This is a genomic window from Coprococcus ammoniilyticus, assembly GCF_025567345.1.
Classification (GTDB): domain Bacteria; phylum Bacillota; class Clostridia; order Lachnospirales; family Lachnospiraceae; genus Coprococcus; species Coprococcus ammoniilyticus.
Map to the genome: position 1 here is coordinate 277,016 of NZ_JAOQJS010000006.1, position 18,298 is coordinate 295,313.

Annotated in this window: 20 protein-coding genes; 16 read left to right on the forward strand and 4 right to left on the reverse strand. The window is 40.6% G+C overall.

Going from position 1 to position 18,298, the window contains the following annotated elements; genetic code table 11:
* The first annotated feature begins 57 nt into the window (after positions 1-57).
* Entirely contained in the window at positions 58-999 is a 942-nt protein-coding gene (locus tag OCV60_RS11380; protein WP_021943625.1) for a CPBP family intramembrane glutamic endopeptidase, read from the forward strand.
* Positions 1,000-1,640: 641 nt separating this feature from the next.
* Here OCV60_RS11380 and OCV60_RS11385 read toward each other — a convergent pair.
* Positions 1,641-1,841 (reverse strand): DUF378 domain-containing protein, encoded by a 201-nt coding sequence (locus OCV60_RS11385; RefSeq protein WP_008401155.1) that lies wholly within the window; start codon positions 1,839-1,841, stop codon positions 1,641-1,643.
* A 376-nt stretch (positions 1,842-2,217) separates the two neighbouring features.
* Between OCV60_RS11385 and OCV60_RS11390 the strand changes: the two genes are divergently transcribed.
* The 3 genes from OCV60_RS11390 (at position 2,218) to OCV60_RS11400 (ending at position 4,724) form a co-directional block, all read left to right on the forward strand.
* Positions 2,218-2,505 carry an ArsR/SmtB family transcription factor gene (locus tag OCV60_RS11390; RefSeq protein ID WP_226801041.1) on the forward strand — a complete coding sequence of 96 codons (288 nt, stop codon included), beginning with the start codon at positions 2,218-2,220 and terminating at the stop codon, positions 2,503-2,505.
* A gap of 24 nt (positions 2,506-2,529) precedes the next feature.
* Positions 2,530-2,748 (forward strand): cation transporter, encoded by a 219-nt coding sequence (locus OCV60_RS11395; RefSeq protein WP_021943627.1) that lies wholly within the window; start codon positions 2,530-2,532, stop codon positions 2,746-2,748.
* Positions 2,749-2,852: 104 nt separating this feature from the next.
* Complete coding sequence (locus OCV60_RS11400) at positions 2,853-4,724, forward strand: heavy metal translocating P-type ATPase (protein ID WP_118484690.1); 1,872 nt, start codon at positions 2,853-2,855, stop codon at positions 4,722-4,724.
* A 502-nt stretch (positions 4,725-5,226) separates the two neighbouring features.
* On the opposite strand, the gene OCV60_RS11405 is transcribed toward OCV60_RS11400, so the two are convergent.
* Entirely contained in the window at positions 5,227-6,843 is a 1,617-nt protein-coding gene (locus tag OCV60_RS11405; protein ID WP_262530188.1) for a CTP synthase, read from the reverse strand.
* Positions 6,844-7,103: 260 nt separating this feature from the next.
* Between OCV60_RS11405 and OCV60_RS11410 the strand changes: the two genes are divergently transcribed.
* Positions 7,104-8,909 carry a metallophosphoesterase family protein gene (locus tag OCV60_RS11410; RefSeq protein WP_262530189.1) on the forward strand — a complete coding sequence of 602 codons (1,806 nt, stop codon included), beginning with the start codon at positions 7,104-7,106 and terminating at the stop codon, positions 8,907-8,909.
* A 32-nt stretch (positions 8,910-8,941) separates the two neighbouring features.
* Here OCV60_RS11410 and OCV60_RS11415 read toward each other — a convergent pair whose 3' ends face one another.
* Both OCV60_RS11415 and OCV60_RS11420 read right to left on the reverse strand, forming a co-directional pair.
* Complete coding sequence (locus OCV60_RS11415) at positions 8,942-9,466, reverse strand: nucleoside recognition domain-containing protein (RefSeq protein WP_117808741.1); 525 nt, start codon at positions 9,464-9,466, stop codon at positions 8,942-8,944.
* 294 nt (positions 9,467-9,760) lie between these two features.
* Positions 9,761-10,339, reverse strand: coding sequence for a nucleoside recognition domain-containing protein (locus OCV60_RS11420; RefSeq protein ID WP_118484696.1), 579 nt, complete (start codon positions 10,337-10,339; stop codon positions 9,761-9,763).
* Between the two features lie 195 nt (positions 10,340-10,534).
* On the opposite strand from OCV60_RS11420, the gene OCV60_RS11425 reads away from it, so the two are divergent.
* The 11 genes from OCV60_RS11425 (at position 10,535) to cas5b (ending at position 18,291) form a co-directional block, all read left to right on the forward strand.
* Positions 10,535-10,795 carry a type II toxin-antitoxin system prevent-host-death family antitoxin gene (locus OCV60_RS11425; protein WP_021943633.1) on the forward strand — a complete coding sequence of 87 codons (261 nt, stop codon included), beginning with the start codon at positions 10,535-10,537 and terminating at the stop codon, positions 10,793-10,795.
* The gene (locus OCV60_RS11430; RefSeq protein WP_021943634.1) at positions 10,785-11,102 is read left to right on the forward strand and encodes a type II toxin-antitoxin system RelE/ParE family toxin; all 318 of its coding nucleotides are present in this window, start codon (positions 10,785-10,787) and stop codon (positions 11,100-11,102) included. The genes OCV60_RS11425 and OCV60_RS11430 overlap by 11 nt, the downstream gene beginning before the upstream one ends.
* Before the next feature lie 148 nt (positions 11,103-11,250).
* Positions 11,251-11,574 (forward strand): spore coat associated protein CotJA, encoded by a 324-nt coding sequence (locus OCV60_RS11435; protein ID WP_262530190.1) that lies wholly within the window; start codon positions 11,251-11,253, stop codon positions 11,572-11,574.
* A 3-nt stretch (positions 11,575-11,577) separates the two neighbouring features.
* Entirely contained in the window at positions 11,578-11,841 is a 264-nt protein-coding gene (locus OCV60_RS11440; protein ID WP_008401169.1) for a spore coat protein CotJB, read from the forward strand.
* On the forward strand, positions 11,842-12,471 hold the full coding sequence (locus tag OCV60_RS11445) for a manganese catalase family protein (protein WP_118484702.1): 630 nt from the start codon (positions 11,842-11,844) through the stop codon (positions 12,469-12,471).
* Between the two features lie 233 nt (positions 12,472-12,704).
* Entirely contained in the window at positions 12,705-13,325 is a 621-nt protein-coding gene (locus tag OCV60_RS11450) for a flavin reductase (RefSeq protein WP_008401174.1), read from the forward strand.
* A gap of 35 nt (positions 13,326-13,360) precedes the next feature.
* On the forward strand, positions 13,361-13,753 hold the full coding sequence (locus OCV60_RS11455) for a pyridoxamine 5'-phosphate oxidase family protein (protein WP_262530191.1): 393 nt from the start codon (positions 13,361-13,363) through the stop codon (positions 13,751-13,753).
* Between the two features lie 550 nt (positions 13,754-14,303).
* Entirely contained in the window at positions 14,304-15,026 is a 723-nt protein-coding gene (cas6, locus tag OCV60_RS11460) for a CRISPR-associated endoribonuclease Cas6 (RefSeq protein ID WP_262530192.1), read from the forward strand.
* A gap of 20 nt (positions 15,027-15,046) precedes the next feature.
* On the forward strand, positions 15,047-16,729 hold the full coding sequence (gene cas8a1 / locus OCV60_RS11465) for a type I-B CRISPR-associated protein Cas8b1/Cst1 (protein WP_243000416.1): 1,683 nt from the start codon (positions 15,047-15,049) through the stop codon (positions 16,727-16,729).
* Entirely contained in the window at positions 16,722-17,600 is an 879-nt protein-coding gene (gene cas7i / locus OCV60_RS11470) for a type I-B CRISPR-associated protein Cas7/Cst2/DevR (protein ID WP_262530194.1), read from the forward strand. Before cas8a1 ends, cas7i begins: the two co-directional genes overlap by 8 nt.
* Positions 17,584-18,291 carry a type I-B CRISPR-associated protein Cas5b gene (gene cas5b, locus OCV60_RS11475; RefSeq protein WP_243000418.1) on the forward strand — a complete coding sequence of 236 codons (708 nt, stop codon included), beginning with the start codon at positions 17,584-17,586 and terminating at the stop codon, positions 18,289-18,291. Before cas7i ends, cas5b begins: the two co-directional genes overlap by 17 nt.
* Positions 18,292-18,298 lie beyond the last annotated feature (7 nt).

Below are 18,298 nucleotides of genomic sequence, written 5' to 3' on the forward strand. Positions count from 1 at the left end.
AAATGATGGTGTGGCAGATGTATGAATGATATCTGCCACATTATTATAAGAGGGTATATGGAGACAAGAAAGAAAATTTTTGGAGCTGAATGTTTGTTTACAGCTTTGATCGCAGTTTACGAGGTCGTAACGGTGCTGGCGTTATTTACAGATCTGTTTTCCGGCATCACGATAAAACAAAACATATTATTCAGTCAGAGTCTGATATTTGTACCAACAGTGTTATATCTGTTCATCATGAGAAAGCATGTAAAGGATATCATCTGGTTTCGGAGATTTCATCCGTTGACACTCCTGCTGATTCCACCACTGGTTCTGTTTATGGAGCCACTTATTACATTGTTAAATGCAATCTCAATGTTATTTGTGCGAAATGAGATCAGCAATGCAGCTTCAGCACTGGTTGATCATAATACACTTGGGACTTCGCTTTTTTTCATGGCATTTTTGCCGTGTGTGATAGAAGAACTGGCGTATCGTGGTGTCATGTTCGGAAGCTTTCATGAAGCCGGCAGATTAAAGGCCATATTGATGTCAGGCTTTTTATTTGGACTGATGCATATGAATTTTAATCAGATGGCATATGCGGTTGTGATCGGTCTGATCTTTGGATTTGTTGTAGAAGCAACCGGAAGCATTATTCCAACAATGATCATGCATTTTCTGATCAATGGTTTTTCTGTTGTTATAAAGCATATTGCAAATATCATTCCGGCGTTAAAAGATCAGGCAGAAAATACAGAAGTAACACAGACGATGCTGCTCAGCACCATCCGGGCATATATACCTATGGCACTGGTTGGCACTGTAATATCGGCAGGAATTATTTATCTGCTTGCAGTTATAAATGGTAGAAAGGAGAGTTTCACCGCTGTATTCACCGAACCTTTTAACCGGTACGATGAAAATGGCAAAAAGCTTCGACTGCTTACCCCGCTTATGATCGTGGTCATCCTCTACTGCCTGATCCGCTGCGTTGTCGAAGAATTTTTATTTTAACTATAGAAAAACGCCTACCAAATGAATCTGATCTGATACCTACCCTATTATAAATGACTTGCTGCGGTTTCTATTCATTGCACATGTCTTATCCGCTCATGCTCTTGTGCTAACTCGTCCTTCGGACTCAGACAAGCACCCGCATTCGCTGACAATGTGCAATTCATCAAGAAATCCTCGCTAATGTCATATTATAATAGAGCAGGTACCAGATCAGATTTGTTTGGTGGGCGTTTTGTTGCTATATGTAAATGAGTAATAAAAAGATAAACAGAAAAATACACCATTCGATATACAGGGATTTATCCAGTTTCGAGTGTTGGTGTTTTCACTATGAAAAAACATTCGCGAGTTTTTCATAGTGGGAATATCAATAGCAGAAAAAATCCTTCATTGTGGATAGTAAATCCCTCTTTGTATGCTGGTTCTTCCACTAAAATATGACATATGCGAGGCTTTCGTTGTATGGTGCACATTGCCAGTAAATACGGGTGCCTGTCTGAGCCGAAGGCGAGTTGGCACAGGAGTATTTACGGATCAGGCATGTGCAACATACAGAAAACGCAGCAGGTCATTGTTAGTGGAAGAACCAGCATATGAAGAGGGCACACAACCATAAGGGGGATTTTTTGCGTGTTCGGCTAGTCCTCGTTGCAGATCAGACCGTAGAAGGAGATCAGGTACAGTCCGGCGATACCAACGAGTGTGTAGATGATTCTGGAAAAGGCGGAGCCGGTTCCGAATAAAGCATCTACAAGATTAAAATTAAAGATTCCGATGATACCCCAAACGATCGCCCCAACGATCACAAGAGTAAGACAAATAACATTAAATACTTTCATGGCATTCCTCTCTGATTTCTAATTATTTGGACATTAGTTTTTGGCAAGGCGTCGCAAAATTAATGGTTCCATATCTCTAGTTTGTGCGAACATGAAAAAAATATACTGCCATTATAAGGGAAAATGTATACACAGGATGAAGGTATAAAATGAAAAAATATAACATAATGAATCTGGCGACAAAAATTTATTTGAAGCAAATATAAAAATCAGTTGACAGGGTACAAACATAATGTTATATTAAAAACAACATATGAACAGATATTCAAATGTTCAATAAAACAACGAGAGGAGGAACAGAATGAATACGGACAGCAGGGAAGCATGTGAATGCAAAGAGAACGATATTGCTGAGATCACCGCTGAGATTAATGAGATGATGCCGGACGAAGAGAATCTGTATGATCTGGCCGAGTTGTTTAAAGTATTTGGCGATTCTACCAGAATCCAGATCTTATACACACTGCTGGATCACGAAAAAAGTGTTGGTGACATCGCAGAAGAGCTTGGAATGAATGCATCTGCCATTTCTCATCAATTAAGAGTGTTAAAACAGGCGAAGCTGATCAAGAACCGCAGAGCCGGAAAGAATATGTTTTATGAGCTTGCCGATGACCATGTAGCAGTGATCATGCGAATGGGACTTGAGCATATATTTGAATAATAAGAAAGGTTAAAGGTGGATATTATGAAGAAGAGATATAATTTAAGTGATGTAGATTGCGCAAATTGTGCAGCAAAGATGGAGGAGCAGATCAGCAAGTTACCGGGAGTTAACAGCGCATCTATCAGCTTTATGGCACAGAAACTTACATTAGACGCAGATGAAGACAAATTAGACGAGATCTTAAAGCAGGCAGAAAAGATCATCAAGAGCATTGATGAGGAAGCTACGATCGAATATTAGAAATAATGCAGATCTGAACATTAAGACGTTACAGATTTACATAAGCTGAAAGAGAAGATAAAATAAGAAAATTATCGCAGATAGCAGAAAAAAGGTGATGGATTATGAGTAAGAAGCAGAAAAAGATGTTAATTCGAATCATCGTTGCACTGGTGGTATTTATCGCATGCGAGATTGCAGAGAAGCTCATCCATTTGAATGGAGTGTGGGATACAGTTGTAAAGGCTGCGATGTTCGCAGTACCATATCTGATGGCAGGATATGATGTCCTTTTAAAGGCAATCAAAAATATCAGCAAGGGTCATGTATTTGACGAAAACTTCCTGATGGCAGTTGCAACTGTAGGCGCATACGGAACCGGAGAATTTGGCGAGGCGGCAGCCGTTATGCTGTTCTATCAGGTCGGAGAATGGTTCCAGAAATATGCAGTCAACAGATCAAGAGCCAGTATCACAGATTTGATGAACATTATGCCGGAATATGCAAATATTGAAAAAGATGGACAGATCGTTCAGGTAGAACCGGAGACAGTTGCGATCGGTGATATCATCATCGTGCAGCCGGGTGAAAAAGTTCCTCTCGATGGTACTGTTATCGAAGGTGAAACATTTGTAGATACAGCAGCGCTTACCGGTGAATCCGTACCTAGAAAGCTGTCTGTTGGTGACGAAGTGTTAAGTGGTGTGATTAACCAGAACGGTGTGATCCGTGTCAAGGTATCAAAGGAATTTGACGATTCGACCGTATCGAAGATTTTGGAACTGGTGGAAAATGCAAGTACGAGAAAAGCACAGTACGAGCAGTTCATTACCAGATTTGCAAAATACTATACACCGATCGTATGTTTCCTTGCACTTGCAGTAGCGATCATTCCGCCGATCTTTGTAGGTGAATTTGGTAAATGGTTCCACCGTGCACTGATCTTTCTGGTAGTATCCTGTCCATGTGCATTGGTCATCTCCATTCCACTTAGTTTCTTCAGTGGAATCGGCGGAGCATCCAAGGCAGGTATCCTTGTAAAAGGAAGTAACTATCTGGAACTTCTGGGTAAAGCAAAGATTGCCGTATTTGATAAGACCGGAACTCTGACAAAGGGTGTATTCAAGGTTGTAGAGACATGTGCAAATGGAATCAGTGAGGATGATCTTCTGGAACTTGCAGCATATGGCGAATATTACTCCAACCATCCGATCGCAGCATCGATCAAGGCTGCATATAAGGGAACGGTACAGATCGACCGCCTCGATGGATATGAGGAAATCTCCGGAATGGGTATCAAGGTCTTAAAAGATGGAAAAGAAGTGTTAGTCGGAAATAAGAAGCTTCTGGATTCCAGAAAGATATCTATGGCAGGAGCAAAACAGCCATCCAAGGTTGGAACAGTCCTTTTCGTAGCGGAAAATGGTGCATATAAGGGATGTATCACGATCGCTGATGAGATCAAGGATGGCGTTAAGGATGCGATCGCATCAATCAAGAAATGTGGAATTGATAATGTTGTTATGCTGACCGGTGATAAGAAAGAGGTTGCTGACAGTGTAGCAAAAGAGCTTGGCATTGATACTGTATGTGCAGAGCTGATGCCGGGTGATAAGGTAGATAAAGTAGAACAGCTTCTCCGCGAGAAGGATGAAGACAGTACATTGATCTTCACCGGTGACGGAATCAATGATGCGCCTGTTTTAATGCGTGCCGATGTCGGTATCGCAATGGGAGCTATGGGTCAGGATGCTGCGATTGAAGCAGCAGACATCGTTTTGATCGATGATGATCCGGGCAAGATTGCCGTAGCATATGCAATTGCCAGAAAGACGGTTCGTATCGTGCAGCAGAACATTGTGTTTGCACTTGCTGTCAAGATCATTGTTATGGTACTCGGTGCCCTTGGTTTTGCAAATATGTGGGCAGCGGTATTCGCCGATGTCGGTGTTGCCTTCCTCGCGATCATCAACGCAACCCGCGCGCTGAAGCCATGATGTAAAAAGATAGGGGTGCGTAGAGATATATAGCCTCCGCCATACAGATTACCCTGCCATAATGACTTGTTGCGATTTCTGTTCGTTACACATGTCTGATTCGCTTATGCTCCTGCGCAAACTCGTCCTACGGACTCAAACATGCGCCCGCATTTGCTGACAATGTGTAACTCGCGACGAAATTCTCACAATGTCATTATGACACAGGGTAACCTGTATGGCGGAGGCTATACGACTCTACGCACCCTTTTTACTTCGAATAGGACATATAAAAATGCAGGGTATGGCGGTTTGTATATTTTATGAAGCAAGCCTGTTCACTCTGTGTAACTTCGAACTAACCTCGGCGAGCCTGCTAAGGTCTCAGTTGCCAACGCCGGTTCTTAGTGAGTCGCCGCAGGCGAAGAACTTAGCACCGTTGCGTCGGAATAGAGTGAAAACGTCTTGCGTAATAAAGATATACAGACCACCATACCCTGCATTTTTATTATACTGGATATGTTTAGGCTTCTTCGTGGGCGAGTGCCGCAGCAACAAAGCCTTTGAAAAGCGGATGTGCTTTATTTGGTCTGGACTTGAATTCCGGATGCGCCTGAGTTCCGATGAACCAAGGATGATCCGGAATCTCGATCATCTCAACGATGTGACCGTCAGGAGAGAGACCAACCAGTTCCATACCATTATCTGTTAAAGCCTTACGGTAGTCATTGTTGACTTCATATCTATGTCTGTGACGCTCATGGATATATTCTGTGCCATAGAGCTCATAGGATTTGGAATCTTTGCTGAGTACACATGGGTAAGAACCAAGTCTTAATGTTCCACCGAGGTCTGTTACATCATGCTGATTCGGCATGATATGAATAACCTGATGGAAAGAGTTCGGATTGAATTCTGAACTGTGGGCATCTGCATAACCAAGGACATGTCTTGCAAATTCAACGATCGTGAGCTGCATACCGAGACACAGACCAAGGTAAGGAACCTTTTTCTCTCTTGCATACCGGATCGCTGTGATCATGCCTTCGATACCTCTGTCACCAAAACCGCCCGGAACAAGGATTCCATCGACGTCACTCAGTGTTTCTTCCACATTTTCAGGAGTTACAAGTTCAGAATCTACCCATTTGATCTCGACCTCGGCATCGTTTGCAACACCGGCATGCTTTAAGGATTCAACAACGGAAATGTATGCATCATGCAGTGAGACATATTTGCCGACGAGAGCAACACGAACCTTTTTTTCCGGATTCTTCCAGGCAGTGATCATATCATTCCATTCCTTCCATGCATGTGGTTCCGGAGCAGGACAATCCATATGTAAGCATTTGCATACAACATCAGCGAGATGCTCTTTCTCCATAGCGAGAGGAACTTCATATAATACATCAACATCCAGATTCTGGATGACATTCTGGCTAGGTACATTACAGAATAATGCAATCTTATCCTTTAAGCCCTGATCCAGTGGATAATCAGAACGGCAGACCAGAATATCCGGCTGGATACCCATTCCCTGCAGGTTCTTAACACTCGCCTGCGTTGGCTTTGTCTTTAATTCACCGGAAGCTTTCAGATAAGGAATCAGAGTAACGTGGATCATAATGCAATTCTCATGTCCGACATCATGTGTGAACTGACGGATCGCCTCTAAGAAAGGCTGGCTCTCGATATCACCGACTGTACCGCCAATTTCGATGATCGCAACCTCGGTATCCTTTGCATCCGGATTCCGATAGAAGCGCTCTTTGATTTCATTTGTTATATGTGGAACTACCTGTACGGTGTGTCCGCCGAAGTCGCCGTGGCGTTCTTTCTGTAAGATACTCCAGTAGATCTTACCGGTCGTAACATTCGAATTCTTATTCAGACTTTCATCGATAAAACGCTCATAATGACCAAGATCCAGATCAGTCTCCGCACCATCATCGGTTACGAATACTTCACCATGCTGGATCGGGTTCATAGTACCCGGATCCATGTTGATGTATGGATCGAATTTCTGGCTGGTAACCTTGTAGCCTCTCATTTTGAGCAGACGACCAAGGGAGGCAGCAGTGATACCTTTACCAAGACCGGATACGACACCGCCTGTGACAAACACGTACTTAATAGGCATAATAATTTCCTCCTGATATATTCTAAAAACGCATAGACATACGCTCTCATTAAAAAAACACTCATTATTATACGAGAGCATTTTTCAAAAGTCAATCAGCCGTATCGAAAAACAGGATGTATCCGGCATAAAAATATGGTATGATAGTATATAAGAAGTCAAACTTAATAAAATTATGGAAAATTATTCACGAACTTTAGAAAATAAAGTGAAAAATATACATTTGGCAGGAAAATGAAGTGAGAAGACGGGAGATCTCGATGGGAGCAATTCAGTTTATCCATATCAGTGATGTGAATATCGGACGAAAATCAGACAAATTACTGTTCGGACAGACCTGTGAAAAGGACGGGATAACGACCTTGAAACAGGTTGTTTCTGATGCAGGAAAATTACAGGCTGATTTTGTATTTATCACAGGGGATCTCTTTGACCATCCGGCAACAGAAGAAGATCTTGCGTGGATTGATGAGATATTTCTGCCGCTTGATAAAACGGCGGTCATTTATTGTCAGGGAGATCATGATTACATGAAATCAGATAGTGCACTTACGGGCTATTCTTTCCGGTCAAATATTTATGTGGCAGGCTGCAGCGAGTATCGGAATCCGGTTCCGGCAGGCTCTGCAATATATGGAGTAAAACATGAAAATGCAACTGCCATGATCGATGTTATCCGGTTTCCGAAAAAAAATGCGGTACTTTATTGTGCCGGCTATTATAGTGCCGGAGCGCAGATGGCAGTTTTAGATGAACTGACACCGGCGGATGATGAGATGACAAATATTCTGCTGGCTCATGCCGGAAATCATGGCGCGATACCGATCGATTATCCGACAATCCGGAAAGCAGGATTTGATTATATCGGATTAGGACATGAAGCTTCCTATAAAAATATGTACAATGGCAGGATTTGTTATCCGGGTGTATTGGAACCGGACAATAACAGGGAGACCGGACCGCATGGCTATGTGCAGGGAAAGTTATCAGATGGCGTGGTATCGGTACGGCTTGTGCCTGCATCACAAAAAGAATATAAGACGATCCGCTATCCGGTCAGTAATTATATGTCAGATGAAGAACTGGCAGATGAATTGCATCGTATTATTGCAAGAGAGGGAGAAAAAAATATTTATTCGATCTATCTGGTACGACCGGAAAAATGTGAGAAGTCCTTTCATTTGCAGGAAGCACTGGCCACTTACCGGATTGCCGCGCTGATCGGAGAAGTGTATCAGCGTGAGGATTATGATGAATACAGAAAAGCAAACCGAGGAAATGCATTTGGACGATTGCTTGATAAACTGGATGCCGACTCTCCGATCCGGGAGGATGGGGCGAAGCTGGCAGTTGACCTCGTTATAGAACGATCAAAGATATACACCAGAAGCAGCCGGAAAATGAATGACCGGCTTTATGAGGAAACGATCCGGGTAGTGCTTGAGAATCTGAAACAGGATATGGATAAACTCCGTACCTCAAAGGATATTCAGGCATATGAACAGGCAAAGGAACGGCTGGCAGAAAGTCCGGATGTACTGGAACGCTTAAATGAAGCATGGGCAATGGAACGGAAGAACAAACTGGAGATTCTGACTGTCCGGAACAATCAGGCGCAGATCGTACCAAGACACAGAAGCAAATGGATACGAACCGGTATCCGTGCCGCCATTGTTCCATTTGTCATATTCTGTATCATGGCATTGTTCCTGATGCCACGGGCGTACATTCAAATGTCAGAGCGTATGAATGGTACAGATGTGGTTCGTTTTCTGGTTACATCAATACTTGCGATCGTGCTCTGCTTTGTGATCGGTTACGTATTTGCACGACTGATCGATCAGAATAAGGCAGACGGAATACGAAAAGAACGCGCAGATGCAGAACGGCTTGAACGCGAGCTGGCTGCAAAAGGCGAGCAGCTTCACGAAGTCAGAACCGGATATCAGTTACAGGATACAAAGCGGCGGGAGATCCAGTCGGATGTGAATGCCAGAGAAGATCTTGTGGCGCAGACGATCTATAAGCTTCAGGTGATGGAAGAAGCGATGCGGATGTTAGAATAAAAAAGAAAAAGGGCACTTGAAAAACAGGTACCCTAGGATACTAACATATTTGCCAGCAGGATACTTACGACGATCCCTGCACCGAGAGACAACAGGGCGCAGGGGATGATATATCGGGATTTGCGGACTTTGGCAGCCATCAGATATACAGACATCGTATAGAATAAAGATTCCGTACAGCTAAGGATAATGGCAGCGGTGAGTCCTTCTCTGGAATCAGGTCCATAGTCGTTAAAGATATTTAGCATCAGACTGGTGGCAGACCCGGAGGAGAACAGCTTCGTTATAATGACGGGGATCACACAATCCGGGGTATGTATGAGAGAAGCAATCGGCTTCAGAGCGGTTGTGATCAGGCCAAGGGCACCGGAATCATTCAGGATTCGCACAGCCACAAATAGGCCGATCAATGTTGGAACTAATTCGACTACGATCTTCATTCCGTCAAATGCTCCGTCAATAAAATCTTCATAGACATTCGTCTTTTTAATACAGCCGTATAACACAACAGCAAATATGACCATTGGGATGATACTGTTTGAGATTGTTGTCAGCATGACAAGCCTCCATTAAGATTCTGTGTATGTTTATTTCGTTTTGGCAGGTTATTTAGCAGACATGTCGATTTTGAAAGTCAACTGCGCTGTCTATTATGAGTTTTCTACGCGAACTCGCCTGTAAACAGGCTCAAACATGCTTCGAAAACTCAAACGATGCTCGTTGACTTTTCCAAAATCAGACATACGTCTGCGATAAATAACTTGCCAAACCGAAATATATACACAGATATATTCTGTATTATGAAAGTCAACTGCGCTGCTTATTAAAGATTTCTAAGTGAACTCGCCGCTTCATTTTCCTCGTTTGTTAATAATGACAGCCAGCAGGACGGCGACGGCGGTGGAGCAGACGGTTGCGATGATGCCGGGCAGGATAATGGCGGTAGGATGTTCAGAACCATAGGTTGCACGATAGGCAATGATATTTACCGGAATCAGTTGCAGCGAAGAAATATTCAGGATCAGGAAGACGCACATTTCTCGACTGGCAGATTTGCTTCCCTTGTTGTCCTTAGCCAGTTCCTGCATCGCCTTTAGTGCCGGCGGTGTTGCAGCCCACCCAAGCCCTACAATATTTGCAATGATGTTCGTACACATATATTCATATGCCGGATGCTCCGGGGAAAGTCTCGGAAATAAGAATCTCATGACAGGGGACATTTTCGATGACCATTTCTTCATCAGACCGGTGCGTTCTGCAATCTTCATAATTCCACACCACATCGTAACAATTCCAAGCATGGTGATACAGAGCGAAACGGCGTCACTCCCGGCATCAATGATACCTGCATTCACATCTTCCATATGCCCGGTCAGAAGTGCGGTGATAATACCGACTAAGATCATGGCAGCCCAGATCAGATTAATCATAGAATCCCCTTTGATTTTGCTGTTACATAATGAATATATGCGGGGGGATGGGGAAGATATGCTATAGTATTATTAGTTTAAAATCTATATAAAACAAATTTTGCCTATTTTATTATTGCAATAATATTAAAATTAAGATAAAATAACGATAAGTTATTAGCTCCAAGGAGCATCGAACAAAAAGGAGTGATAAAAATGATACAGATTAGACCGGTTTCAGATCTTAGAAATAAGTTCCCTGAAATTGAAACAATTGTGAATAGTGGAAAGCCTGTATATTTAACGAAAAATGGATATGGGGCGATGGTTGTTTTAAGTATGGAAGAGTATGCTAATCTTACAGAGAATGTTGAAATGAAACTTGATGAAGCTGACAGACAGGCAAAAGCGACAGATAAAAGACTTTCACATGAAGAAGTATTTAGCAAAGCAAGGAGTGTGATAGATGCAAGATAAAATCTACAAGTTAAGATATTTGCCACTTTTTGAACAGGATTTGCTTGATACAGTGAATTATATTTCGAAGGTTTTAAAAAATGAAGAAGCGGCAATGCGACTGATAAATGATGTTGAAACAGCAATATTAGCCAGATTAAACAATCCGGTAGCGTTTGAACCATATCATTCCAGAAAAAAACGTGAATATCCATATTACCGGATTTATGTGAGAAATTATGTAATTTATTATGTGGTAATTGATGATGTTATGGAAGTACGACGGTTATTGTATGGTGCAAGAAATATAGAAAATTTGTTAAATTAATACATATAAAAAGAGCAGTAAAATTATCAGGTTTACTGCTCTTTTTATATGTATTCGTCTCAATCATTCTGTAATATGTCACATTTTTACATTTCCCCCATAAAGTATAGAGAGATGAATAATATGCAAATTCAGGAGGTATATTCATTTGGAACAGTATAGAAACTGCAACAGAAATGGCGGCAGATATCCTGCTCAGCCAAATCTCATGATGCAATATGCAAATAACCGCAATGCCTCTTCCTGCAATGGAAACCGTCAGGGCACAGGCGGATGTTCTTCCAGACAGGATCATTGCGAAACAACAAGAAAGGATGTCGAGACCTGTGGCAGATTCAGTCCGCATCCGGTTGGTATGGCGTATGTGCCAAGTCAGGAATTTGGGGAACTCTATGATGCGAAAAAGGGTCTGTGCGAAGGAACCATGTTCCCGGATCTGAATCTGATCTTTTGTGGTGTAAGGGGGAAATAGGCAATGAATAATATGAACAAACAGCAGCTCTTTGCCTTTATAACAGAAGTGTCCTTCGCGTTGGATGACATTTCCCTGTATCTGGACACTCACCCGGAATGTCCGAAGGCACTGGCAGCATACAGCAATTATAAAGCAATGCGGCAGCAGGCAGTCCGCGAATACACGACCGCCTATGGTCCATTGAACCGATATCAGGTAAATGATGACAATTATTTTGACTGGGTTGACAAACCTTGGCCATGGGAAAGGGAGTGTGGTTGTTAAATGTGGATCTATGAAAAAAGATTACAGTTTCCGGTAAATATCAAAGAGACAAATGCACAGCTTGCACAGGCGATAATCTCACAATACGGCGGACCGGATGGTGAAATGGGTGCATCTATGCGGTACCTGTCCCAGCGTTATGCGATGCCGGACAATAAGGTGAAAGCAATTCTTACCGATATCGGTACAGAGGAGCTGGGACATCTGGAGATCGTTGCCACGATCATCTACCAGCTTACCTGCCGGTTATCGATCGAGGAGATTAAGGCATCGGGATTTGACAAATATTACATCGATCACACCTTAGGAATCTGGCCGCAGGCAGCAGGCGGCATTCCATTTAACGCCTGCGAATTCCAGAGCAAGGGTGATCCGATCACGGATCTTTTCGAAGATATGGCAGCAGAGCAGAAAGCCCGGTCGACTTATGACAATATCCTGCGTCTCTGCAAGGACTATCCGGATGTATATGAGCCGATCAAATTCCTTCGTGAACGTGAGATCGCACATTTCCAGCGTTTCGGTGAAAGCCTTGGCATTGTCCGTGACAAGATGGATACAAAGAACTTCTATGCATTTAACTCAGCATTTGATACAAGTGCTCCATGCGTGGAGAAATGCGGGAAGTAGAAGATAGCAGCTACCGGTTATTTATTATATAGTAGAGACAGAAGCAGAAAAATCAGGCAGCAATCCTGAATCGGGGATATCAAGCTGCCTGATTTTTTCACAATGTATATTATTGAGAATAATTCTTGAAAAGAATTATAAATTTATTCGGTTTGTGGTATAATGAATATAAAATTATTTGTTTGCAAGGATGAAAAAACAAATCGTATTTTGTAAAAGGGAGGTACAAGCATATGGACAAAAAAGCAATCTATAATTTATCCTATGGTGTATTCATGTTGTCCACCAGATCAGGGGAGAAGGTAAATGGCTGCATCACAAATACATGTATGCAGGTGGCAGGTAATCCGGTTCGGGTTGCAATATCTGTATTAAACACGAATTATACATGTGATCTGTTGAAAGAGAGCGGGATATTCGCCTTAAGTATTCTGGATCAGACCTGCTCATTTGCGACGATAAAACATTTCGGGTTCCAGTCCGGCAGAGATGTGGATAAATTCGCAGATCTGCAAATGCCAAAGGACTGCAATGACATTCCGTATATGGGATGGAATGCCTGTGCCGTGATCAGCGGAAAAGTAGTAGAACAGCACGACCTTGGCACACATACGTTATTTATCGCAGAAGTCGTAGATGCCAAGCTGATCAATGAAAATGCACCGCTGACTTATGCGGATTATCAGACAAAGGTAAAACCAAAAGCAGAACCGAAAGCCCAGGACAAGAAGATTGTAGGCTGGCGCTGTCGTATCTGTAATTATGTATATGAAGGAAGCGAGCTGCCGGCAGATTTCACTTGCCCGATATGTGGACATGGGGTAGAGGATTTTGAGCCAGTGTATGAGGCGTAAGCTATTAAAAAGCTTATAAACAGGAGGACAATGCTATGGAACGAGTAGCAAAATTTCTAAAGGACGCAGAAACTTATTATTTAGCAACTGTAGAGGGTGACCAGCCAAGAGTCAGACCATTTGGAACTGCCCATATTTTTGAAGGCAAGTTATACATACAGACAGGCAAAGTAAAAAATGTATCAAAGCAGATCCATGCAAATCCGAAGGTTGAGATCTGTGCTTTTATGAATGGAGAATGGCTTCGTGTGGCAGGAGAACTGGTGGAAGATGACCGCAGAGAAGCAAGACAGTCTATGCTGGATGCATACCCTTCATTACAGAAGATGTATTCCGCAGATGATGGTAACACCGAGGTATTTTATTTTAAGAATGCCACAGCAACATTCTCATCATTTACACATGAGCCGGAAGTTGTGAGGTTCTAAATGTATTACATGGTTTGCAAAACGCCCTCGCTTGTATAAGCGGGGGTGTTTGCATTTGAATTATTGGTATTTGAAAGTGTATTTTCTAAAATTTGACAAAATATGCGTATATTATTGCACATTATGACAAATAAAGGTATAATATTTCCATAATAAAAGGTGGCGGGTCTAGCATAGAAACTTTTTAGTTTTCTATATTTCCTAATATGAAATCCCTATAATTATGAAGTGAAATTGATACGATGGACGATTTTTTGTACATGGTATAGATTATTATATTTTAAGAAGCGCAATAAAAAATACATTGTGGAATATAAGGTGCATTCCAATATGTGACCATTATTAAATGTCTTGATAATAAATTAATACTTACATTCCACAATGTATTTAAAATTATATATGGAAAAGTAGAAAAATACAATAAAATGATTTTACTTGAAATCAAAACCAATACCAATTAATTTATTTTAAAGTCATTGTTATTGACATTGCGTTAAAGATGTGCTAATTTGATAATACAAAGTCAAATAAATTATGAGGAGGTGAAAAAATGTATCAGATTAAGCTTTGTTTTAAATTGGAATACTCGTTTCTTCCGAAAGAGATGGATCGATTGTTTACAAGTTTTTTAAAGGCTGCGACGAAGAATATTTCCGAAGATTTGTATCAGCGTTTATATGATAAGAGCAGATCAATCATGAAGACGTTTACTTATTCGTATTATTTGCCTGGAGCTAAGTTTACAGCTGATAAGATACTTCTTGATAAGGACGAATTCATGGTATTTTTTACGGATGCTGATGATAAGGAATTTTTATATTTGTTTAATGCGTTTCAGACTATGAAATTCAGACATTATTCGATGAATAAAAATTCCATGCAATTAATGTCTGTGTATATTCAGAATATAAATGATATTACAGACGATGAAATCATCATAAAAATGCAGAGCCCATTATTGGCAAGATATCATGATAATGATACGAATTCAGATACTTATTATACGTTTGATAAGAATGAGTTTGCAGACGTTGTGAAAGAGAATGTTAAGATCTTTATTGAAAGAATGAATATTCCGGTTGAGACAGATGATTTTTCTATTCAGGCAATCAAAGGGAAAAAGGTTGTAATACCAGTGTTTGGAAGAAATACAGATGCGTCGCTTGGCATTTTCAAATTGAAAGGTTCTGTTGCTTTATTAAATGTTTTGCAGAGATCCGGAATTGGAGCGCGCAGGTCGACGGGAAATGGAAAGTTTGAAGTATTAGGTTAGAAGAAAGGAGGATTATAAGTTTGGGTAGAATCTATATACCAATGGGTGATTTTCTGAAAAATGCGGGAATCGTAGGTATGCATTATATACTGGACGAAATTGCTGATGCATCGGAAGATTTGGATTATGGCTATACGGAGGATAATCAGCAATTATGGCTTGATACAGATTTCTGTCAGAAAACGGACTGGACGGATTTATACTTCCGTGGGATCACGACATATTACAGGTCACATAGTGTATATCAAACAATATTGGATAAGATTAAGAATTTGTTAGCTGTACTGGATTTGCCGGAATGGGATGGTAAAAAGTGGAAAGATGATATCAAATTCATTAACGATAAACTTTTGTCTAACAGTTATAAATCGGGCATTGCCAGTATAAAGGATGAGGTTGATACCACAGAAGCATATGAGTTGCTTAAGGCGGTAAAACTGAAAGAATCTATGGAACCGGAACTGTTGCGGGATCGATTGGTTCAGTTACATGAATTTCTTATTCAGCCCATTTGTGCAGAAACCTTGATCATGAAAAGTGCTATATACAATTACATCAATCGTTTCTGGGATGGAAAATGTTTTCTATTACGTGCAAATGCAGCGAAAAATATGCGAGAGGTTTTTGAAAATGATTTTTCAGAACCATTTCGGACTTATATAGCAATTGATCAAAAGAAGGCAAAGGAGATATGCATTGATTGTAGTGCAATGATTGATTCGAAGACGAAAGTATCACTTGCATTTATGAAGGATCAGGCAGATGATCTGGCAAGAAAACAATCAGCTTTCTGGAATTGTAAGGTAGATGCTTTCCTGTGTCCGGTGTGTGCATTTGTATATGCGTTATCTCCGCTTGGTTTTTATCTGATGGGAAATCGATTTTTGTTTATTAATACGGATCAGAACATTCAGGAATTATTAGAAGCAAATCGTAAGGATGGCGTCATGCAGGATGCGGAAAGAGAAGATGAAGAACGATATACTTCATGGATTTCCAGAACATTGAATCTGTTATTGAAGATGAAGACAGAAGAACTTGGTAATATTCAGGTTATAACCAGAGGAAGAGATGAAAGCGAACGTTATACATTTGATATTATTAATAAAAATATCCTTGCAATATTAAATGATGAGAAAGTAAGGGCTGGACTTGATGTATTAAGTAAATACCCATATATAAAAAAGGGGACTGAATATATAAATATACATGAAACAGTAATATTGAATATTCTTCGGTATAGAAATCAATATCCATTATTAAATATCTTGTTAAGGCAGTCTTTGGATACAAAGACATATTTGGTAGATGCATACTGGGTATATGACATTCAGATTCGTGTAAGTTTATTGAAGAAAGACAATGTAGATAAGAATAGGATAGGAGGTGCGATAGTGAATCGATACAAAGTTAGAGAGTGTGGATATGAATTAAGAAATAAACTGTTGGCTGCGAAAGGCACAAGCGATGATTCAAGAATCAGAGGTACTGTATATCGATTACTGAATGCAGTTGCAGTTGGAGATGTTTCTCATTTTATGGAAATTATAATGCGTATCTATTGTTCTGTAAATCTGACAGTTCCGGATGCATTCATAGAGTGTCTGGATAATCGAGAGAAGTTTAGAGAGTATGGATATGCATTCCTTATGGGATTAGAAGGAAGTCATTATGAAAAGAAGGAGGAAAAGGTTAATGATTAGGAATGGTTTAACACTTACAATGGTATTTCTTGCAGAAAGTGCAAATTATGGAGAGGGCGTAGGTAATATTACGACACTCAAAAAATTATCACGAGGAACATATGAGCAGTATTCTTATATATCAAGACAGGCATTAAGATACAATATTATTCAGCAGTTAGGCTGGGATACAACACCTGTTGATGGTAAGAGTGGAGTGGTTCAGTTTGCACCAACTGCCAATATAAAAGATTACCCGGAAATTGACTTTTTTGGTTATATGAAGACCAGCGCAAAAGGAGAGGATAAAAAAGGCGGAGCAGATACCAGAAGTGCAGTTGTTCGACTGAGTAATGCGGTATCATTAGAGCCTTATCAGAGCGATCTGGAATTTTTAACCAATATTGGATTGGCAAAACGTCAGGATCTTGATAATGCGATCGCACAGAGTGAGATACAGAAATCATTTTATTCATATACGATCACGATAGATCTTGATCGTATTGGTGTGGATGGAGATCTTGAGATATCTGCAGAAGAAAAAGCAGATCGAGTAAAGAAATTCCTTGATACAATCCAGTATTTATATCGTGATATAAAGGGAAGAAGAGAGAACCTTAGTCCTGTATTTGCAATCGGTGGTCGATATATAAGAAAAAATCCGTTCTTTGAAAATAGAGTATCTTTGGAAAATGGTGCGATAAACACGAAGATGCTTGAAGAGATTATTGAAAGTGATGAGGATATAAAGAACAATACTTGTGTTGGAGTTGTGACAGGTATTTTCCAGAATGATGCAGAATTAAAAGATACATTGCATGCAAAGACCGTTGCGGATGTATTTAAACAGTTGAAAAAGGAAGTTGATGAATATTATGGAGCGAGCAATTAGAATTGATTGTTTTCAAAACCTTGCGAACTACAGAAAACCAAGTAGTTTCATTATAAAAGAATCTTATCCGTTGCCACCATATTCAACTGTTATTGGTATGATTCATGCAATTAGTGGATTTGACAGTTATCACAAGATGCAGGTAAGTATCCAGGGAGAAAACGCAGGTTCTGTATCAGAATTATACACAAGATATTCATTCAAATTCGATACAAAGTATGAAGAAGGAAGACATCAGCTCTGTATCAAAGGTGAAGACAAAGATTATGGTGTGTTTAAGGGGATTGCACATGTAGAACTGATCTGTGATAATCGGATGGTTTTACATATTATACCTGAGGAGGAAGATTTTGATAAGATTTATCAGGCACTGAAGTGTCCGATTATTTATCCATCATTAGGGCGGTATGAAGATTTGCTGGATATTCAAAATGTAGAAATTGTTGAATTACAGAAAGTTGAATCAGCAACGATTCGAAATAATATCTATATTCCATTTCAATCAGAACTGGATATTGGACGACGTACAAGCACGACTTACATGTTAACAAAGGAATACGAGATAACACCGCAGGGATATCGCAGATGGAAACCGGATGGTGGAAAGATAAAAGCGCATTATATGCCGAAGGATACTTCAGTAGTGAATGCATATATCGATACCTATGGGGATGTTGTTGCGTTCGCATAACAAGATA